The following is an 18,844-nucleotide window of genomic DNA, read 5'->3' on the forward strand; positions in this document are numbered from 1 at the left end:
AGATAATTATGAGTAAATTAAGAATTGCATTTTCCGGAATCGGAGCCGTAGGCGGTTACTACGGAGGTATGCTGGCCACCCGGTATAAAGACAAAGAAATTGCAGATTTTTTCTTTATATCCCGGGGTGAAAACTTGCGTGCTATTAAAGAACACGGACTACATATAAAAACCGGCATACGCACTCTTGTAGCGGTTCCTACTCTTGCAACCGATAATCCGGCTGAAATAGGACCGGTAGATTACATATTCTGCTGCACAAAAAGTTATGACCTGAAAGAAAACATCGAGCAACTAAAGCCTTTATTAGGGCCTGAAACCGTCATTATTCCATTACTTAACGGCGTTAATATAACAGAACAGATACAGGAACTATTACCGGGGCAATCCGTATGGAAAGGTTGTACCTATATAGGAGCACGATTAATAAAACCGGGATATATAGATAAATTCAGTGGTAAAGAAAAAATTTTCTTCGGATCAAAAGACGGAGACAAAGCAAAACAAGAAGCATTGCTCCAACTTTTAACTTACTCACGGATTAATGCTTACAACCCCGACGATATAGATTTAAGGTTATGGAAAAAGTTTCTGATGATTTCTACTGCTGCAACTATTACAACCTTTTTCAACCAGAATATAAGAGATGTTATCGAACAACATTATGATATGTTCATCGCATTAGGTAATGAATTGAAAAGTGTAGCGGAAGCAAAAGGCATTCACTTACCTGCCGATATCGTATATGCTTCTATCGAAGCACAAAAAATGATGCCCGCCGGTGCTACAACATCCATGCATGCAGATTTTTTGGCCGGTAAACCTACAGAACTGGAAACGTTAACAGGTTATGTAGTCCATACTGCAGATAAATTGGGTATTGATGTCCCAACCTATCGCTTTATGTATAACGGAATTATAAAAATGCCATATCCATGGGTTTAAGCAAAATACAAGTCAAAAAGGGGAGCTGATTTAATATCAACTCCCCTTTTCTTTACTATGATATTACTCTATATAAGTTTCCATTAACTTAGCACCCGGCGCCGGAGATATTGTAACAACTTCCGTATCAGCAGGGATCAATACGGTTTGTCCCTGATGAACATAAATTTCATTGCCTTTACCATCTCTAATTGAGGCCTTACCTCCCATACAAATATAAACAACAAAAGAATCAAGTTCGGAAAAGTCACGAACCATGATCGTATCCAAATCAAGTAAATTTGTTGTAAAATATTTGCAAGTTGCCAACTCTACCGTTGCATTTGTATGCGCTTTGTAATGCGTACGATAATCAGGGGATAATGTATAATCGATAGCATCCTTCGCTAATTCCGTATGCAACTCACGACCGTTGCCATTTGCATCCTTACGATTATAATCATATATACGATAAGTTATGTTACTGGTCTGTTGTATCTCTGCAATAAAGCAACCGGCTCCGATAGCATGGACACGTCCCGCCGGCAAGAAAAACACATCACCCGGGCTTACCTCATAACGCTGTAACACATCCATTATAGTGTTATTTTCAACCCGTTTCACATATTCCTCTGCATCTATTTGCTTAGAAAAACCTGAATATAAAGCAGCATCTTTAGCCGCATTAATAACATACCACATTTCTGTTTTTCCGAAAGAGTTATGACGTTTTTTGGCCAACTCATCATCCGGATGAACTTGTATGGATAAGTTATCGCGGGCATCTATAAACTTAATCAACAAAGGGAAAGTAGTACCAAATCGTTCCAGAACTTTTTCTCCCAACAATTGTTTGCCATATCTACGGATCAATTCGTCCAGCGAAAAACCTTTTAATTTACCATTGGCAACAATAGAATAATTACCTTCAACATGAGAAAGTTCCCAACTTTCCCCGATACCATCCTGTATCGGTGTAATACCCTTAAACGGGCAGATATCAGAACCACCCCAAATAATCTTTTTAAGGATTGGTTCGAACGTAAGCGGATACAACATAAAATACGTGTTTTTATTTTTTAGTTTTACTATTTATTGTTTTAGCTTTAGCTGTCGTAGCCTTCGCCTTCACTTTCCTTAAAACCACTGCCGAGCGAGCGGGAATATATATTTTAAGCCACTCTTTTTTCTCTCCTTTATACAAAGGATCAAACTGTGTAAAATGGCGTATGCTATCATCTGATAAACCAAAACCTCCAAAACGTGTAGCATCAGTATTCAATACAACCTCATATTCTCCTTTCGGAACTAAAAAGCCGTAATCTGTAAATGATTTTGTAGGGTTATAGTTAAAGACAAAGACAAGATCTTTACGCATATAAGCTAAAATCTGATCGCCATCATTATCCCAAACTTTTTGTATCGGAGTATCCTGAAAATTCTTCACACTACTGATCAAAGCCAGCATCTCCTCATCGAAGTTACCCAAAAAATGATATTTTAAATCCGGATTATCAACTAAACCCCATTGACGGCGAGCGTACTTATATGACCACCCGTTTCCCTCACGAGGAAAGTCAATCCATTCCGGATGGCCAAATTCATTCCCCATAAAATTAAGATAGCCACCATTAATAGTTGAGGCTGTAGATAAACGAATCATTTTATGAAGAGCAATTCCTCTTTCTACTATAAAGTTATGGTCGTCTTTCTGCATGTGCCAATACATTTCGGCATCAATCAAACGGAAAATAATAGTCTTATCCCCTACAAGGGCCTGATCATGGCTTTCGGCATAACTAATTGTCTTTTCATCCGCACGACGATTTGTCGTCTCCCACCAGATTGAAGACGGATGCCAATCTTCGTCTTTCTTCTCTTTAATAGTCTTGATCCAGTAATCCGGAATATTCATTGCCATACGATAATCGAAACCATAGCCACCATCTTCGTATTTAACGGCCAGCCCCGGCATGCCACTTACTTCTTCTGCTATGGTAATAGCATTTTTATTTACTTCATGAATCAACTTATTTGCCAACGTAAGATAAGCAATAGCGTCTCCATCCTGATGACCGTTAAAATAATCTCCATAATTGCAAAATGCCTCTCCTAACCCATGACTGTAGTACAACATTGAAGTTACACCATCAAAACGGAATCCATCAAATTTATATTCTTCCAACCAGAATTTACAGTTTGATAATAAAAAATGAAGGACTTCATTTTTACCATAGTCAAAGCAAAGAGAATCCCAAGCCGGGTGTTCACGACGCTCGCCACTCAAAAAATATTGATTATAAGAGCCGTCAAAACGCCCCAATCCTTCTATTTCATTCTTTACAGCATGACTGTGAACAATATCCATAATAACAGCAATTCCCATACTATGGGCTTCGTCAATCAATTCTTTAAGTTCTTCCGGAGTTCCAAAGCGAGAAGATGCAGCGAAGAAACTACTTACATGATAGCCAAACGAACCATAATACGGATGTTCCTGAATAGCCATTATCTGGATAGCATTATATCCGTCTTTCAGTACACGGGGCAATACATTTTTACGAAATTCACTATATGTACCAACTTTTTCTTCACTTGACCCCATACCTATATGGCACTCATAAATCAGCAATGGAGCAGTGTTTGGTTTAAATTTTTTAATCTTAAAATTATACGGATTCTCAGGAGCCCATACTTGTGCACTAAAAATCTTTGTTTGTTCATCTTGTACAACCCGGCGAATCCAGGCAGGAATACGTTCTCCACTGCCGCCATCCCACTCTACCAATAATTTGAAAAGATCTTCGTGGTGAAGCAAACCTTCCTCCAAAACAATTTCCCAAACACCATTATCCTGACGGTTCATTTTATACCTGTCATCTTTCTGCCATCCGTTAAAAGTTCCAATCAGATAAATAGCCTTTGCGTTAGGAGCCCATTCACGAAATATCCATCCTTTGGAAACTTTATGTAATCCAAAATAAAGGTAACCGGAAGCAAGTTCGGACAAAGTTTGTCTACCGTTATTTGTTAGACTCTTCTCTTTATCAACAACATATTGATATCGTCCTTCTATGGCTGCCTTGTAAGGTGCCAGCCATGGATCATTTTTTATCAGATTTAGTGACTCCATGATTTAATTGATTGGTTATTGGACAAAGATAAAAGAAAAAAACATACTATTTGAGATAATATAAGGATATTTCTTATATTTGCAGCAAACCGTATGGCTGATGAGTAAAGGGACGAAGAGCATAGCATTCTACTTACTGATGATTCTTATTTTCGGTTCGTTAATGTACTTAGTTGCAAAGGAAGGAGAAAGCCAGCAACTGGAAAGTGCAATCACTTCAGCATACGATGCCCCCAGAAACCTACAAGAAGGCTTTTCTCTATTTTCCACATTATTAGTTCATCATATAGAAACTCCTATTGGAATCTTACTTCTTCAAATTATCACGATTTTGCTTACATGCCGGCTATTCGGTTGGCTATTTTTGAAATTAGGCCAACCTACGGTTATCGGCGAGATTGTTGCAGGTATCGTTCTTGGCCCGTCTATATTAGGACATTTATTGCCAGATGTTTCCAATTTCCTGTTCCCCCTGGATTCCCTTGCCAATATCAACATATTAAGCCAATTCGGATTAATACTATTTATGTTTGCTATCGGTATGGAATTGGATATAACCGAAGTAAGAAAAAAACTGAAAGAAACAATTCTTATCAGCCATACAAGCACAATAACACCTTTTTTCTTTGGAATGCTTACTGCATATTATGTATATGGCTCCTATGCAAACAAAGACACCCCATTCCTGTCCTTTGCTTTATTCATAGGAATTGCAATGAGTATCACAGCATTCCCTGTACTGGCCCGTATTATCCAGGAAAAAGGTCTTACAAAAACACATTTGGGAACCATTTCACTGGCTAGTGCTGCCAACGGAGATATCACAGCCTGGTGTCTTCTGGCGGTTGTTGTAGCTATTGCCCAGGCAGGAACAATGTTAAGTGCCATTTACAACATTGGTTTTTCTATTATTTATATCGCATTCATGTTTTTCGCCGTACGCCCCTTCTTACGTATGGTAGGACATATATATCATAATAAAGAAGTCATAGACAAGGGGTTGGTAGCCTTCATGTTCTTATTGCTCATTATATCATCTTATCTGACAGAAATACTAGGGTTGCATGCATTATTCGGCGCATTCATTGCAGGGGTAGTAATGCCAAGCAATATAAAATTCCGCAAAATTATGACGGAGAAAGTAGAAGATGTTTCCCTTGCTTTATTCCTTCCGTTATTTTTTGTTTCAACAGGGCTACGTACGGAAATAGGTTTATTAAACAGCCCGGACCTATGGCGCATGTGCGGTATATTTATATTAGTAGCAATTGCCGGCAAATTCGGAGGCGCTTTCTTCTCAGCCCGTTTCGTAGGCGAAAGCACGAAAGATAGTCTTTATATAGGAGCTTTAATGAATACCCGCGGGTTAATGGAACTGGTAGTACTTACGATCGGTTATGAAATGAAGATACTTCCGCCTCCTATTTTCGTAATGTTGGTACTCATGACTCTGGTGACCACGTTCATGACGACTCCGTTAATTTCATTTATCAAATTCTGCTATAAAACGCGAGACAAGATTATCGAACATAAACATGTTGAAGCTGTAGCAGGAATTTTTAAAGTATTACTTTCGTTCGGGCGTGCAAGCAATGGCCAGATTATGCTGGATGTTGCCCACCAAATGTTTTCTCACGGAAAAAACAAATTAGAAATTACAGCACTTCATTTAACTGTTGGTTCTGATATAAACCCCTTACATACCGATAATTTCGAAGAAGTTAGTTTTGGGCCAATCCTATACGGAGCACAAAAATTGGGTATTCCTATCCAGACCCGGTATGAAGTATCTACAAACGCCAGCCAGGATATTTGCGACATTGTGAATAATGAAGGCTACGATTTCTTATTGGTAGGTGCCGGTATCTCAATGAGTGATTTACCCACGGATATTGATGCCAATCGTTATCGTACCTCTTTCTACAATCGTTTCTTCAAACGATTCAAAGCGCCTGAATCATGGTTTTATCCCGGAGCTTTATTAAAAGATAAAACTAAAATGTTTATCGAACAAAGCGATTGTCCTGTAGGAGTATTCATTAACAGAGGCTTTGTAAAAGCAACAAACATAATTATTATCATTAATTCGGCTGATGATCTGTTCTTGCTTGACTATGCCCGGACATTACTAAAAACAACTCATGGTTCGGTTAATATCGTTAACCAGGCAAGCAGTACAACTCCAGGTATAGAAACTATCAACCAGAAGCTTAATGAATTTACAGAAACTATTAAACAGGCTACATTATTACCCAATAAAGATTTAACCCCTGAGATTTTCAATGGGCACAATTTCATGCTGGTAAGCTATGCCACATGGAATGATATATCCGAACATCGTAAAAAAGCGCTTCAAAAAATGCCTTCAACATTAATTTTAAGTAAATAATCCGCCATAGAACTACATTATTTTCAAAGAGCTTCGTCCGTTTCCACTCCGTTGTACCCGAATCTGGGTAGGAATACGTTCCGTCATTTCCTGCACATGAGAAATAACCCCAATCTTCCGGCCTTGCGTATGAAGACTCTCCAAGGCATCCATGGCAACGCGCAAAGTTTCGGAGTCCAGAGAACCAAAACCTTCATCAATAAACAAACTTTCAACATTCATTCTATTTGAAGAAAGAGAAGATAAACCAAGAGCTAAAGCCAAGGAGACTAAAAATGACTCGCCACCAGACAAACTATGGACAGATCTAACCTCATCGCACATATCCTGATCTATCACCTGCAAAGCCAACGTGCCAGGCACCCTCTCTAAACGGTAGCGTTTGGTAAGCCCTCTTAATTGAACATTTGCATAATTCAGTAAAACATCCAAAGTATAGCCCTGAGCTATCCGGCGAAATTTAGCACCATCCGAAGAACCGGCCAGATCATTTAATTTAGCCCAGCGCTCACTAATAACAGAGCGCTTATCCAGTTCATCTTTCAGACCTGCTACTTTCTGTAAATTCTCAGCATGTGTACGTAAACGGAATGAACATTCTGCTTTTTCTTTTGATGCCTGAGTCAAAGCATCCTCTAAAGAAATACCTCCGGATAATTCATTATATTGATTAATCCAAACCTCCAATGCCGCTTTTTTCTCCGATAGCATAACAGAAGTATCTGCTAAATCTTTTGTAATCTGTTCCGTGACACCTTTATATTGTTCAACAATCCCTGACTGTTCAACCTGCATAGATTGTAGTTTTTTCAAATTCTCTTTCAATTCCTCCATGTTGCGCACATATTCTTGCTCCACTTCATCAGCAGATCGTCCCGATAATAAACGGTTACGATCATCCCGATGATTTTTTAAATCATCCCGATGTTTTTGAAAAATCATCCCGAACTCTTTCCACTGTGCTATTTGCTTGGGTAGAAAAGTGCTATGCGACTCACATTCGGCCTTTAATATTCCTTGTTGCCGTTCCAACTGCTGCAAACATTCTTCATTATTACGCCACTGACGGGAAAAATCTGTCAATGTTTTACGGAATGCTTCCGGATTCTGTTGCCAGGCATGCTGCCATGAATCACTACCAAAAACCTGATTAGCAGCAAGTAATGAACGACTCTGCACCTCCTGATGTTCAACGGATAGAGCTTCCTCATGAGATATTTGAGTATTAACTAATTTCTGCTGATTCAGTATGCCAATTCGTACATTTTCGCTCTCCGTTATCTGTTTATGTAACTGAAGTTGGCGCTGTTGTAATAAAGCTTGCCGCTTCTGGTTGGCAGTATAAGTTTCCAATTGCTTAACCAGCTGCTGAATTTGTATTGTAATATCCGAAATTCCCTTGGCTAAAGCCAGTAATTTTTCTCCAGTCTCGTGGGATGCATAAGGATGCTCCTTGCTTCCACAAACCGGACACGGAGTTCCATCAGAAAGTTTATCCCGTAATGCTTTAATATCACCGGTAGTAACAAACTGAGCCTGTTCTACCAATAAACGTTCACGTTCGGAACGAGCTTCATCTATTGATTTATCAAGGCTTGTCGTATCTATTTGTTTCAGTAAAATATCAATCTGATTCAATTCAGTTTCCACTTTCAGCAAATCCGAGCGATGTTGTCCTATAGAAACATTCAATGTTGTTAATTCTATATCCAGCCGGTCTATCTGTTGTTTAAAGACTAAAATAGATTGCGCTGATTTCTCGAAAGACTGACGAGCACTAAAAGCTGCATCCAAATGCAAAAGTAAAGCGGGAAGCTGTTCGGCAATTCCGGCTTTTCCCTTATATTTCTCCCGCCAAGCTTTCAGTTTTTCTATTTCTTCTTGTCCTTGTCTCTCTTTCTTTTGCAAATCAAAAAGTTTATTTTCCGCTTCTTTTTTACTTTGGGCTGCTTCTTTCAAACGTTGCTCCGCTTCTGAAAAAGAACGCAAAACAGTTTCTATCTGTACATCTAATTTACGGGCCTGCTGCAACTCCGGTTGAAGACTTTTATAAAGAAACTCTGCTTTTTGTTGTTTTTCCAAGGCTATTTCATAGTCTTTACGGGATTTTTCCAATAGTTCAATCGATCGAGTCAATTTATCAGAAATATCTTTTTGCTGTATCTGTTTCCCTGCAATCTGCTGTTCGGCCGACTTTACTGCATCTTGTAAGTGTTGCCGTTCCACCTTAGCGCTTTCAAGGCGCAATAGCAAAGGTTCAACTTCAGAAAGACGCTTTTCAAAAGCCTGTACCTCTTCCTCTGCCAGCATTTCTACACTTTGCATCTGAACCCATATTTTTTCATAAGTTTCCCTGGCTTCCGCATTCTTCGTAAAAATCAAACGTGAAATAGCAGAAAATTGCTCTGTACCTGTCAATTTTTCCAGTAATGAAGCTTTTTCTCCCTGTTCCGCTTTTAAAAATGTGGAAAAATCATTCTGCGCCAATAAAACGGAACGGGTAAACTGCTCAAATGTCAGACCTATCAGTTCGACAATTCGTATTTGAAGATCTGAACGGGTTCCTTGTTCTTCCGTCTCTTTATCCAGATTAAAAAGTGTCGTTTTGGGATTTTGTAAACGTCCGCTCTCTTTATCACGGGCACGGGCAACCGACCAGCGTGCACGATAGCGAAAGCCGTTCAATGCAACAAAATCTACTTCCGCATACCCAAAGGCTGTTCCTCTCCGTAGTATAAAACGAGGATCTCCCTGAGGCAGAACATCTTCATTTACATCTCTCAATCTCACATTATTTTCTTTTGCCTGATCCGTACGGGGAGTACGGGAGAAAAGAGCCAGGCACATAGCATCCAACAATGTAGATTTACCTGCTCCAGTCGGACCGGAGATAGCAAATATACCGGCTGACAGTAAAGGTTCCACCGTAAAATCTATAGAAAACTCACCCTCAAGCGAAGCCAGATTACGCCCGCGTATCGCTAATATCTTCATAAAGCAACCTCCCGCATTACCTCCTTAAATAATTGTTCCATATCTTCAGGTAAGTCGCCGCCATACTTAGCAGTAAAAGCATGTTTCAACATATCCGTCGGATCAATTTTCTGCAAATCATTATAAGAAAGAGCACGGAAATCGTCTTCGCCTTCACTTTCCGGATAAGAAGGAACGATAGAGGTTAAACGAACCGCTTTTCCTTCAAGCACCTCTTCTACCCGATGACGAAAACCCGGATCCGGTTCAGTAAGCAAAACACGTACTTCCAGAAAAGGATTTGTATTATTGTCCTTATTCTCCGCATCGGGCAATTCTGTTAACATCGCTAACACAACATCGGGAGAAGCAGCAGAAGGCGGTATTCTTAACAACTCGGTCACTACAGGCACAGCCAAAGGTTCTATAAACAGAGTTTTTCCACGTTCAATAGTAACGGAAACGACCTGATGCCGATAGTTCGTTTCCGAAAACGACATAGGCAACGGACTTCCCGCATAACGTACAGAATCGCGACCACCTATTTTTTGGGCTTTATGAATATGTCCTAAAGCCGTATAAGCTAAACCTGTATTAAAAGTATTGACCGAAACAGATTCCAACCCTCCCATAATAATACGTTCACTTCTGTCATCATCCGACAACTCGGCTCCGGTTGCATGCAAATGTCCCATAGCAATAATTGCTTCCCCCGGAAGCCGTATAGACTCCGCATACAAATAAAGCCGGTTATACATCCTGTCTATTCCGGCCACATAATTATCTTGTCCTTCTTCTGACGAAGGATAATCGCCTTGTCTGAGAAATGGTACAGCCAGGCACAATGCTTGCCGTTCTCCTTTCCGGTTGTATAATGGTATAATCAATGAATCTAAGTCAATTTCACCATCTTCTTTCCGCTTAATAATTCCAATAACAGTAGTCCTTAATTCTTCCAATAAAGGAACCGGAGCTTCAAGACGAGCTGCCGAATCATGATTTCCGGCAGTAATAACAATTTGTAATTCCGGATTACGATGATTTGCCTCTTTCAAAAAACGGAAAAAACGGCGTTGTGCCATTGCCGAAGGATTAGCAACATCAAATACATCTCCCGAAATCAGAAGAACATCCGTTTGCTGATCATCTAATGTATCAACGAGCCATGAAAGAAAAGCATCATGTTCATTATCACGATCATAACCAAAGAAGGTTTGTCCTAAATGCCAGTCGGCCGTATGTATCAACTTCAATGCCATATCCTGTCCGTTTTTACAGTATAAAATCTTTTCTGAGTTTACAAAGTTAATGACAAATCGGCAATTATCCAGAAAACTCGCCTATCTTTGCGGCCATCAATAACACAGAACAGGAATGAATTGGTTGATTGAAGATTTTTTAGCACCGACAATGATTCAGGCGATCATAATAATCTCCCTTGTTGCTGCCGTTGGTCTGTATTTGGGAAGACAAAAGATTTTCGGAATATCTCTGGGGATAACTTTCGTATTCTTTGCAGGAATTATGGCCGGACACTTCGGTATCGTGGTAAATAAGGACATGTTGATGTTCGCCCAGAATTTCGGATTAATTATTTTCGTATACACACTTGGATTACAGGTTGGCCCCGGTTTCTTTTCTTCCCTGAAAAAAGGAGGAGTGGAACTCAATATGATGGGAATAGCCGTTATCTTCCTGGGAATATTATTGACTCTTGCATTACATTGGGTAACCGGTATATCTTTATCAAATATGGTTGGTCTACTATCCGGTGCTGTGACCAACACCCCCGCATTGGGTGCAGCCCAACAAGCTCTATTGCAAATTGATCCCTCCAATTCAAAAAGCGTTACCGATATGGCATTAGCATGCGCTGTAGCTTATCCGTTAGGAGTCATCGGCGTTATACTGGCAATTATCATATTACGAAAAATGTTTGCCAACCAATCGGACAACATACATAAAGAAACAAAAGATACCACTACTTATGTAGCCGAATTTCAAGTCTGCAATCCTTCCATATACAACAAAAGCATTCTGGAAGTAATGAAGCTAACAGGAAAACACTTTGTTATTTCCCGCGTATGGAGAAATGGAAAAGTAAGTATCCCCACTTCCGATTTCCAATTAAAAGAACACGATCATTTACTGATCATCTCTGTAAAATCAGACGTAGAAACAATCAAAACGTTATTTGGAGAACAGGAAAATGTAGACTGGAACAAAGAGGATATTGATTGGAATGCTATAGACAGTCAGCTTATTTCACGCCGTATTTTAGTAACCCGAAACCGGGTAAACGGAGTTAAGCTCGGTTCTTTACGGTTGCGCAATTTATATGGAATTAATATAACCCGTGTCAATCGTGCAGGTATAGATTTGCTAGCCTCTTCTAATTTGCGCCTTCAAATTGGTGATAAACTAACCATCGTGGGCGAAGCCAACGCTGTAAATACAGTAGGGAAAATATTAGGTGATGAGGTTAAGCGCTTGGATAATCCAAACCTTATTGCCGTATTTGTTGGAATCTTCCTCGGTGTATTACTTGGTTCCCTTCCTATTTCCATACCGGGAATAAGCACACCTGTAAAGCTAGGCATTGCAGGAGGACCAATTATAGTAGGTATACTTATGGGCGCTTTCGGTCCCAGATTCCATTTAACCACTTATACAACCCAGAGTGCCAACTTAATGATGCGGCAATTCGGTATCGTCATTTATCTGGCGGGGCTAGGTATTGATGCCGGAGCACATTTCTTTGAAACAGTGTTCCGGGCAGAAGGATTGCTCTGGATAGGAATAGGTTTTATGCTCACAATTGTACCTGTTTTAATAGTAGGTTTCATTGCATCCCAATTTTTTAAAGTAGATTACGCCAATAATATAGGTATGCTTTGCGGAAGCATGGCTAACCCTATGGCATTGAGTTATGCTAATACGACAGTGGAAGGAGACGAACCATCTGTTTCGTACGCTACCGTATATCCGCTGTCCATGTTTATACGGGTTATATCAGCACAACTTATCATCATGTTATTTACGTAGCGGTAGTAATCTGGATCTTTGACATTCATCTTTTATTAAAAATATATCAGGATTATTGGCAATATTTCTTACATATCATCTATATTTGCACATGCTTTTGAAATAAAATGACAGTATTTACCTAAATGAATGAGACAATACTGAACGGACTACTAAATCTGTTTGCCATTTTTGCATCGTTGGCAAGAATTGGGACGGAACAAGCACGCCAAGCTGTACACACTTATCTTTCCAGCCATTTCGGAATCCGTTCACACAAAGAATATATCGAATTATACGACGAGTTGCAAAGTGTATATAATGATCCTGATTTTGATATCGATAAGGAAAATGTAATTATTAATGTATGCACGCAACTAAAACCTAAGTTAATGGCAGAAGAACAAATATTGCTGTTACTCAGGTTTATGGAATTTGCCCATAGTAACAGCGAAGGATTCGCCGATAATCTATCCGTTTTCAGAAAGGTCTCCTCGATATTCAACATCAGTTCAGAAGAATATGATACGCTACTCGCATTCGTAACCGGTAGTTACTCACCCTATATACTGACAATTAGCAATGACCCGCTTTCTAACAATGACAATCACATACAGCGTAAAGGGTTGGAAGGTGAAATACGCGTATTGCAGTTATCCGGTTTCGACAGACTGATTTTCACCTATTATGGAAACAGCCAGGTATTTATGAATGACATACCTGCCACTGCCGGCATATTCTACAGTTGGCAACGAAGCAGTGTCATCAAAAGTCCGTTATTTCTTCCGGTTTATTATAGCGACGTACAAGAAGCATTCAACCGAAACGAACATAACGAACGTATCGTGCTGGCCGGACGCGATATTGATTTCCATTTTAAAAACAGCGAAAACGGATTGCATAATTTCTCATTCAACCTCGAATCCGGACAATTAGTGGCCATTATGGGAGGAAGTGGGGTTGGCAAATCCACCCTGCTCAGTATCCTTAACGGGAACATCATTCCTCAGCAAGGTTCTATCTGTTTGAACGGACATCCTTTGAGTGATGAGAATTGTAAGCGACTGATAGGTTTTGTGCCTCAGGATGATTTATTGATTGAAGAATTAACCGTATTCCAAAATCTCTGGTACACGGCAAAGCTATGTTTTGCCAATCTGAATGACAAAAAGATAGAAGAAAAAGTAAACTCTATTCTCAATGATTTGGATTTATTGAAAATCAAATCATTGGAAGTAGGCTCTCCTATACGGAAAACAATCAGCGGAGGACAACGGAAACGGTTAAACATCGCATTGGAGTTAATACGTGAACCGGCAATCTTATATTTAGATGAACCCACATCCGGGCTTTCGTCTTCCGATTCGGAAAAAGTGATGATGCTTTTAAAAGAACAGACACACCGGGGGAGATTAGTTGTTGTGAACATCCATCAGCCATCGTCAGAGATATATAAATTGTTTGACCGTCTATGGTTGCTCGACACAGGAGGTTATCCTATTTACGATGGAAACCCGATTGAAGCCATCACATACTTTAAACGAGTTGCCAATTACACAGACCAGGACATCAGTGTCTGCAGTACATGCGGTAACGTAAATCCCGAATTGATTCTGAACATTATAGATGCCAAAAAGATCGACGACACGGGTAATCAAACAAATATCCGCAAACTGACAGCAAAAGAATGGCACGAACTCTATTTAGCATCCAGACCGGAATTCAACAGTCCCCAGGTTCTGCCTTTACCTCCAAACAGACAGCAAAAGCCGTCCGCCTGGAAGCAATTTCTCATTTTCCTGGAAAGAAATATTAAAACCAAACTGACAAACAAGCAATACTTATGCATTGCTTTGCTGGAAGCTCCGTTGCTTGCCGTAATTGTAGCTTTGCTCACCCGCTACGAGACAGATGAAGGCTACACTTTGCTTACCAATAAAAACTTGGTAACTTACCTGTTCATGTCTGTTATTGTTGCCACATTTATCGGAATGAGTATTAGTGCGGAAGAAATAATAAAAGACAAGACATTGTTGAAAAGGGAACGCTTCTTACGGTTAAGCCGTCCAAGCTATCTCATTTCCAAGATGTTTTTCCTGTTCTGTATATCTGCCATACAAAGTCTCTTGTTTATTTTGGTAGGAAATACACTGATTGGGATCGGATGGGAAATGTTTTTTATCTGGTGGATCATCCTGTGGGCAACCTCTTTCCTTGCAAACCTGACAGGATTAATCTTATCACAAACACTAAACACAATTGTAGCCATATACATTACGATCCCGCTTCTGCTTATCCCGCAAATATTGTTATGCGGGCTAGTCGTTAAGTTCGATGATTTAAGTAAACAGGCTGCCAACCGCAACATCGTGCCGCTTATCGGAGAAATCATACCTTCCCGCTGGGCATTTGAAGCATTGGCTGTCGAGCAATTCTGCGACAATGCGTATAATCAATCCTTATTCTATATTGAAAAAGAGAAATTTATCTCACAGTATTATCAGAACATCCATTTACCGGAAGTAAGAAATTTAGTACAACAAACAGAGTTATCCGATAGTGGAAAAAAAGACAAGATAAAAACCATTGAAAACGAATTGTTAGTTCTAGGGCGAGCAGCCAGAATAGAACCATATTCATCAAAAGACAGCTACAATGCCTATTTAAATAAAGCAGAAAAAGCATTGAAAACAAGATCAGACAATTTCACCGCTTTATTAGGTAAAGTTCAAAGAGAAATTATTAATGAGAAAGGAGCCGACTGGTTCGCCAACCTTAAAAAGGAGCATCACAATGAAGCATTGGAAGAGCTGGTACTGAATACAACAAGCAACCGGCTTTACAAAGAAGCCCATCATAGAATTTATCCGAAAATAGGACAAATATACATGGAACCTGACAATAATTGGGGACGCGCACCATTCTACAGCTATGAGAAAAAAGTAGCCGGAATCCTGTTTTCTACTTTTTCGTTTAATTTATTAATGTTAGTAATCTTTGGTTTATTGGTAATTATATCTATCTTCGCAGAGTTTCCAGGCAAGTATTTAAACAAGAACAACGACTATTAAAGACATATATAAAATTATTAAATTGATATCATTATGAAGAAGAGTTTTGTAAGTCTGCTAACCGTGGCAGCATTTTTATTCGGAATGGCTTCTTGTAATAGCAGTGCAAAGAAAGCTGAAGCCGAAGCTCAGACAGAACAAGAGGCTGTTATAGCCGGAGAAGTCTCAAAAAACCTGCTTACCGAAGAACTTAAAGTAGAAGTTTCCCAGTTTCTTAAAGACATGCCCGAATCTGATTTAGCTTACAAACTGGCAACCGGAGAAGTAACGGTATCTGTTGCCAATACAGATTTTATGTTGCCCGTAAGCAAAGCTTCAGAACTGACAACACAGGCTCAGAAAGCGCGCGCATGCGGTATGTACTTTGCAGATCTGAATATTCTGAAAGCAATGAAAAAGCCGACTACTGACGTTGAAAACGTTTTAGTAAAGCTGACTACAGACCTGAATATTCCATTCGTTATCGATATCATGAAAGAATCTGCTCCTGCCAATGCAAGCAAGGAAGAAGTTAATGCTTTTATGAAGGCTCAGGAAGATAAACTGATCGATGCTATGATGGAAAACGACAAAGCAGACATCGAAATCGAACTATTAGGCGGAATGTCGGTTGAATATGCTTATTTATTAGCTAATCCGGGCTTAGTTGTAAAGGGCGACGCTATCTCTGCAGGTTTAAGCGACAATATGATCAAACGTCTGGATACACTACAGCAGATTGTAGGCGATTTATCTAAGTATTATCCTGATTTGAGCCAACTGGGTGAAACTATTGCTCCGCTGAAAGAAATGGTAGTTTCTGTAAATGCTGCTCGTGCCGCTCAAAAAGACATCGAAGCTATGCGTACCAACTTATTGAAGTAAGTCAATAGCTAATTACACAATATCAGGGAAGCCGGTTGAGATTCAGCCGGCTTTCTTTATTTACGGCACTTTACCAACACCTTTACGCCGTCCGCCAGCGTAGTGGCAAAAAGATAGACCTCACCGCCATCGGCTATTTTTGTCCGCATACGGAGTTCGGCTACGGATAGAGGGAAATTGCGCACTGTGATATTGGCTTGCGGGATCGTTTTAGACAGCGCCTTACATTGTTTATTACTGAACGGTATCACCTCATCCACCACAAAACGGCGGCCGGGGAAATCGTCCCTAAGGTTATCCGACGTATATAAATGGCTACTTGCATGCAGCTTCTCCAGTCCAAAGCGGAAAGCTGTCATCCGGAACGCACCAGCTTTCAGTATCGAGGCATTCGGTTCATATAAATAGTGCTTTACCCGATCCGCCTGATACAGGTTCACACCCCGCTCGTCATGCCACGCATATGAGAACAATTCTTTCCGTCCGCTACCTGCAAAATTTACACAAACGATCTGCGGACTATCCTTTTTATTTTCTCTCTCCACTACAAAAAGCAACTCTTTGCATTCATTCTTTACTGAAATAACATGCACTTCTGTAGTTCCGGGAAGCAAATCCAACGTAAACTGAATATCCGCCATAGGAGACAGTTTGGCAATCACCTTCGGAGCACGTTCAAGCAAGGACGGCAACAACTTTGGCAAATCAGGCTCGCAATCGGGCAAGGCAAACACCCGCTTATTACTCTCTCCACGCCGGGCAGGGTCGATATAAAAGACATCCGCCGGAGGCAATTGCAATAAATATTCGGCAATGTCGGCATTAATAACCTCTATATTATCGGCTCCCAATACTTCAAAGTTATGCTTTGCCACCTCACAGTAGGCGGCAAAACGTTCTATATAGGTAAGTTTCTTCACCTTCCGGGAGAAGAAATAACTATCTATTCCTAATCCACCTGTTAAATCGCACAAACATTCACTTGCTTCTACCAGCTCTTGTTTATACGAAGCCGTAAGCTCGGACGAACATTGTTCGACAGCTATCCGAGCAGGAAATAGCAATTCATCATTCTCATACCACGAAGGCAACTTTTCACGTATCTGTCTGCGTGCTGCTATTTGTTCTATCAAAAAGGGAACATTCTGCGCGGAATACTTAGACGCAGACAACAACAAGCGCGACAGATCATCTGCCGCATGCTCCCGGATAAATTGTTTCTGTTTTTCATTCAACTTCATTGTGCAACCTCTCCTTCCAGACGTTTCAGTGCATTCTGTGCAAATTCATATCCATCCGCCGCCGATAATTTATATAAACGTATGGCTTCGTCCATATCTTTCTCCACTCCTTTTCCAAATTCGTACATATCCGCCAGATTGCCCATAGCCCACGTATCACCCTGAACTGCAGACAAACTATACAAACGGAAAGCTTCGTTCATATCCGCAGCAACACCCCGCCCATATTCATACATAACTCCCAGAACAGACTGAGCACGCTTGTCACCCTGCATAGCTGCCTTTTTATACCATTTAGCTGCCAGGATATAGTTTTGAGCAACTTCTTTCCCTGCATCGTATGTCAATCCTAATTCATATTGGGCATCCATGTCTCCGGTGTTGGCCTTATACATCAATTCCTGCAACCCGGCAGAAATCGCACCGCAGGTAAGAACCTGAACATTCATAGTACATGGATTAGTGCCGCCGTATTCCAACTCCCGAATGCATTTTCTTGCGAGAAGATCAACATCCAGTTCCTTTGCGAAGCAAGACAAACGACATGTATCTTCGCACACTCTTCCACCGCCGCAACTATTATATATAGGACTTACACAAACATAGTAGTCTCCTCCCTGCCGGATGGACTTTATAAGACACGTCAACTGAGACAAATCTATCTCTTCTATGTCCAGAATATTTGAAAACAGATGAAGGCTTGTCTGTCTTTCGGGGAAGTCTTCTTTGCATAAATCTTCTATATATTTACAAACCGTCCGAACCTCTGCATCCGGAAAAAAGAGACGTGCATGCAAAGCTGCCCGCTTCAAAGAAAGTTCCGATGGTTCTATCAAAGTTATTGAAGTAACGTTTGCCGCAAGCCCATTCAATTGCAAGTAATCGGCATAAGCCATTACTTCCAGTCCCTGTCCGCATCCCCAAGCTACAATATCCACCTTATTTTTCCAGAATATGGGAGGTAGCTGATCAAAGGCGTAGTTCAGTTTTGCCAGATGCATCTTTCCATACGAATAAAGATAATAGGCAAGAAGTATTTCCGAGCCGAGCATATCTCGTCCGTTCCCCAGACGTCTGTAAAGATCAGCCTTATCTTCTTCGCTCAGTTTGCCTACAAAATCCACCACCAACTGGCGAACCTTGTCAAAAGTAGGTCTGCCTATCGTTCGCAGCATATAGGCATAAACCGTATTCTCTTCCAATAGCAATTGTGCATCCATGTCCCT

Annotated in this window: 11 protein-coding genes; 5 read left to right on the top strand and 6 right to left on the bottom strand. The window is 40.4% G+C overall.

Features of this window, described 5'->3' with window-relative positions; genetic code table 11:
• Positions 1-8 precede the first annotated feature (8 nt).
• On the top strand, positions 9-944 hold the full coding sequence (locus ACYIB7_RS10050; RefSeq protein WP_103982215.1) for a ketopantoate reductase family protein: 936 nt from the start codon (positions 9-11) through the stop codon (positions 942-944).
• Between the two features lie 63 nt (positions 945-1,007).
• Here the strand turns inward: ACYIB7_RS10050 and ACYIB7_RS10055 are convergent, their stop codons facing one another.
• A complete protein-coding gene (locus ACYIB7_RS10055) occupies positions 1,008-1,982 on the bottom strand; it encodes a type I phosphomannose isomerase catalytic subunit (RefSeq protein ID WP_103982216.1) in 975 nt (324 codons plus the stop codon).
• A gap of 13 nt (positions 1,983-1,995) precedes the next feature.
• A complete protein-coding gene (locus ACYIB7_RS10060; protein WP_103982217.1) occupies positions 1,996-4,056 on the bottom strand; it encodes an alpha amylase C-terminal domain-containing protein in 2,061 nt (686 codons plus the stop codon).
• 100 nt (positions 4,057-4,156) lie between these two features.
• On the opposite strand from ACYIB7_RS10060, the gene ACYIB7_RS10065 reads away from it, so the two are divergent.
• Entirely contained in the window at positions 4,157-6,445 is a 2,289-nt protein-coding gene (locus ACYIB7_RS10065) for a cation:proton antiporter (RefSeq protein WP_103982218.1), read from the top strand.
• A gap of 12 nt (positions 6,446-6,457) precedes the next feature.
• Here ACYIB7_RS10065 and ACYIB7_RS10070 read toward each other — a convergent pair whose 3' ends face one another.
• Both ACYIB7_RS10070 and ACYIB7_RS10075 read right to left on the bottom strand, forming a co-directional pair.
• Complete coding sequence (locus ACYIB7_RS10070; RefSeq protein ID WP_480336945.1) at positions 6,458-9,439, bottom strand: SbcC/MukB-like Walker B domain-containing protein; 2,982 nt, start codon at positions 9,437-9,439, stop codon at positions 6,458-6,460.
• Positions 9,436-10,677 (bottom strand): exonuclease SbcCD subunit D, encoded by a 1,242-nt coding sequence (locus ACYIB7_RS10075; RefSeq protein WP_480336947.1) that lies wholly within the window; start codon positions 10,675-10,677, stop codon positions 9,436-9,438. The genes ACYIB7_RS10070 and ACYIB7_RS10075 overlap by 4 nt, the downstream gene beginning before the upstream one ends.
• Before the next feature lie 115 nt (positions 10,678-10,792).
• On the opposite strand from ACYIB7_RS10075, the gene ACYIB7_RS10080 reads away from it, so the two are divergent.
• The 3 genes from ACYIB7_RS10080 to ACYIB7_RS10090 all read left to right on the top strand — a co-directional run bounded on the left by ACYIB7_RS10080 (position 10,793) and on the right by ACYIB7_RS10090 (position 16,377).
• A complete protein-coding gene (locus ACYIB7_RS10080; protein WP_103982221.1) occupies positions 10,793-12,463 on the top strand; it encodes a putative transporter in 1,671 nt (556 codons plus the stop codon).
• A gap of 125 nt (positions 12,464-12,588) precedes the next feature.
• Positions 12,589-15,513, top strand: coding sequence for an ATP-binding cassette domain-containing protein (locus ACYIB7_RS10085; RefSeq protein ID WP_480336949.1), 2,925 nt, complete (start codon positions 12,589-12,591; stop codon positions 15,511-15,513).
• Between the two features lie 33 nt (positions 15,514-15,546).
• The gene (locus ACYIB7_RS10090) at positions 15,547-16,377 is read left to right on the top strand and encodes a hypothetical protein (protein WP_103982223.1); all 831 of its coding nucleotides are present in this window, start codon (positions 15,547-15,549) and stop codon (positions 16,375-16,377) included.
• 56 nt (positions 16,378-16,433) lie between these two features.
• Here ACYIB7_RS10090 and ACYIB7_RS10095 read toward each other — a convergent pair whose 3' ends face one another.
• On the bottom strand, positions 16,434-17,618 hold the full coding sequence (locus tag ACYIB7_RS10095) for a THUMP-like domain-containing protein (RefSeq protein WP_103982224.1): 1,185 nt from the start codon (positions 17,616-17,618) through the stop codon (positions 16,434-16,436).
• The gene (locus ACYIB7_RS10100) at positions 17,615-18,838 is read right to left on the bottom strand and encodes a tetratricopeptide repeat protein (protein ID WP_480336951.1); all 1,224 of its coding nucleotides are present in this window, start codon (positions 18,836-18,838) and stop codon (positions 17,615-17,617) included. The genes ACYIB7_RS10095 and ACYIB7_RS10100 overlap by 4 nt, the downstream gene beginning before the upstream one ends.
• Positions 18,839-18,844 lie beyond the last annotated feature (6 nt).

This window comes from Parabacteroides sp. KHUB-03 (genome assembly GCF_056640975.1).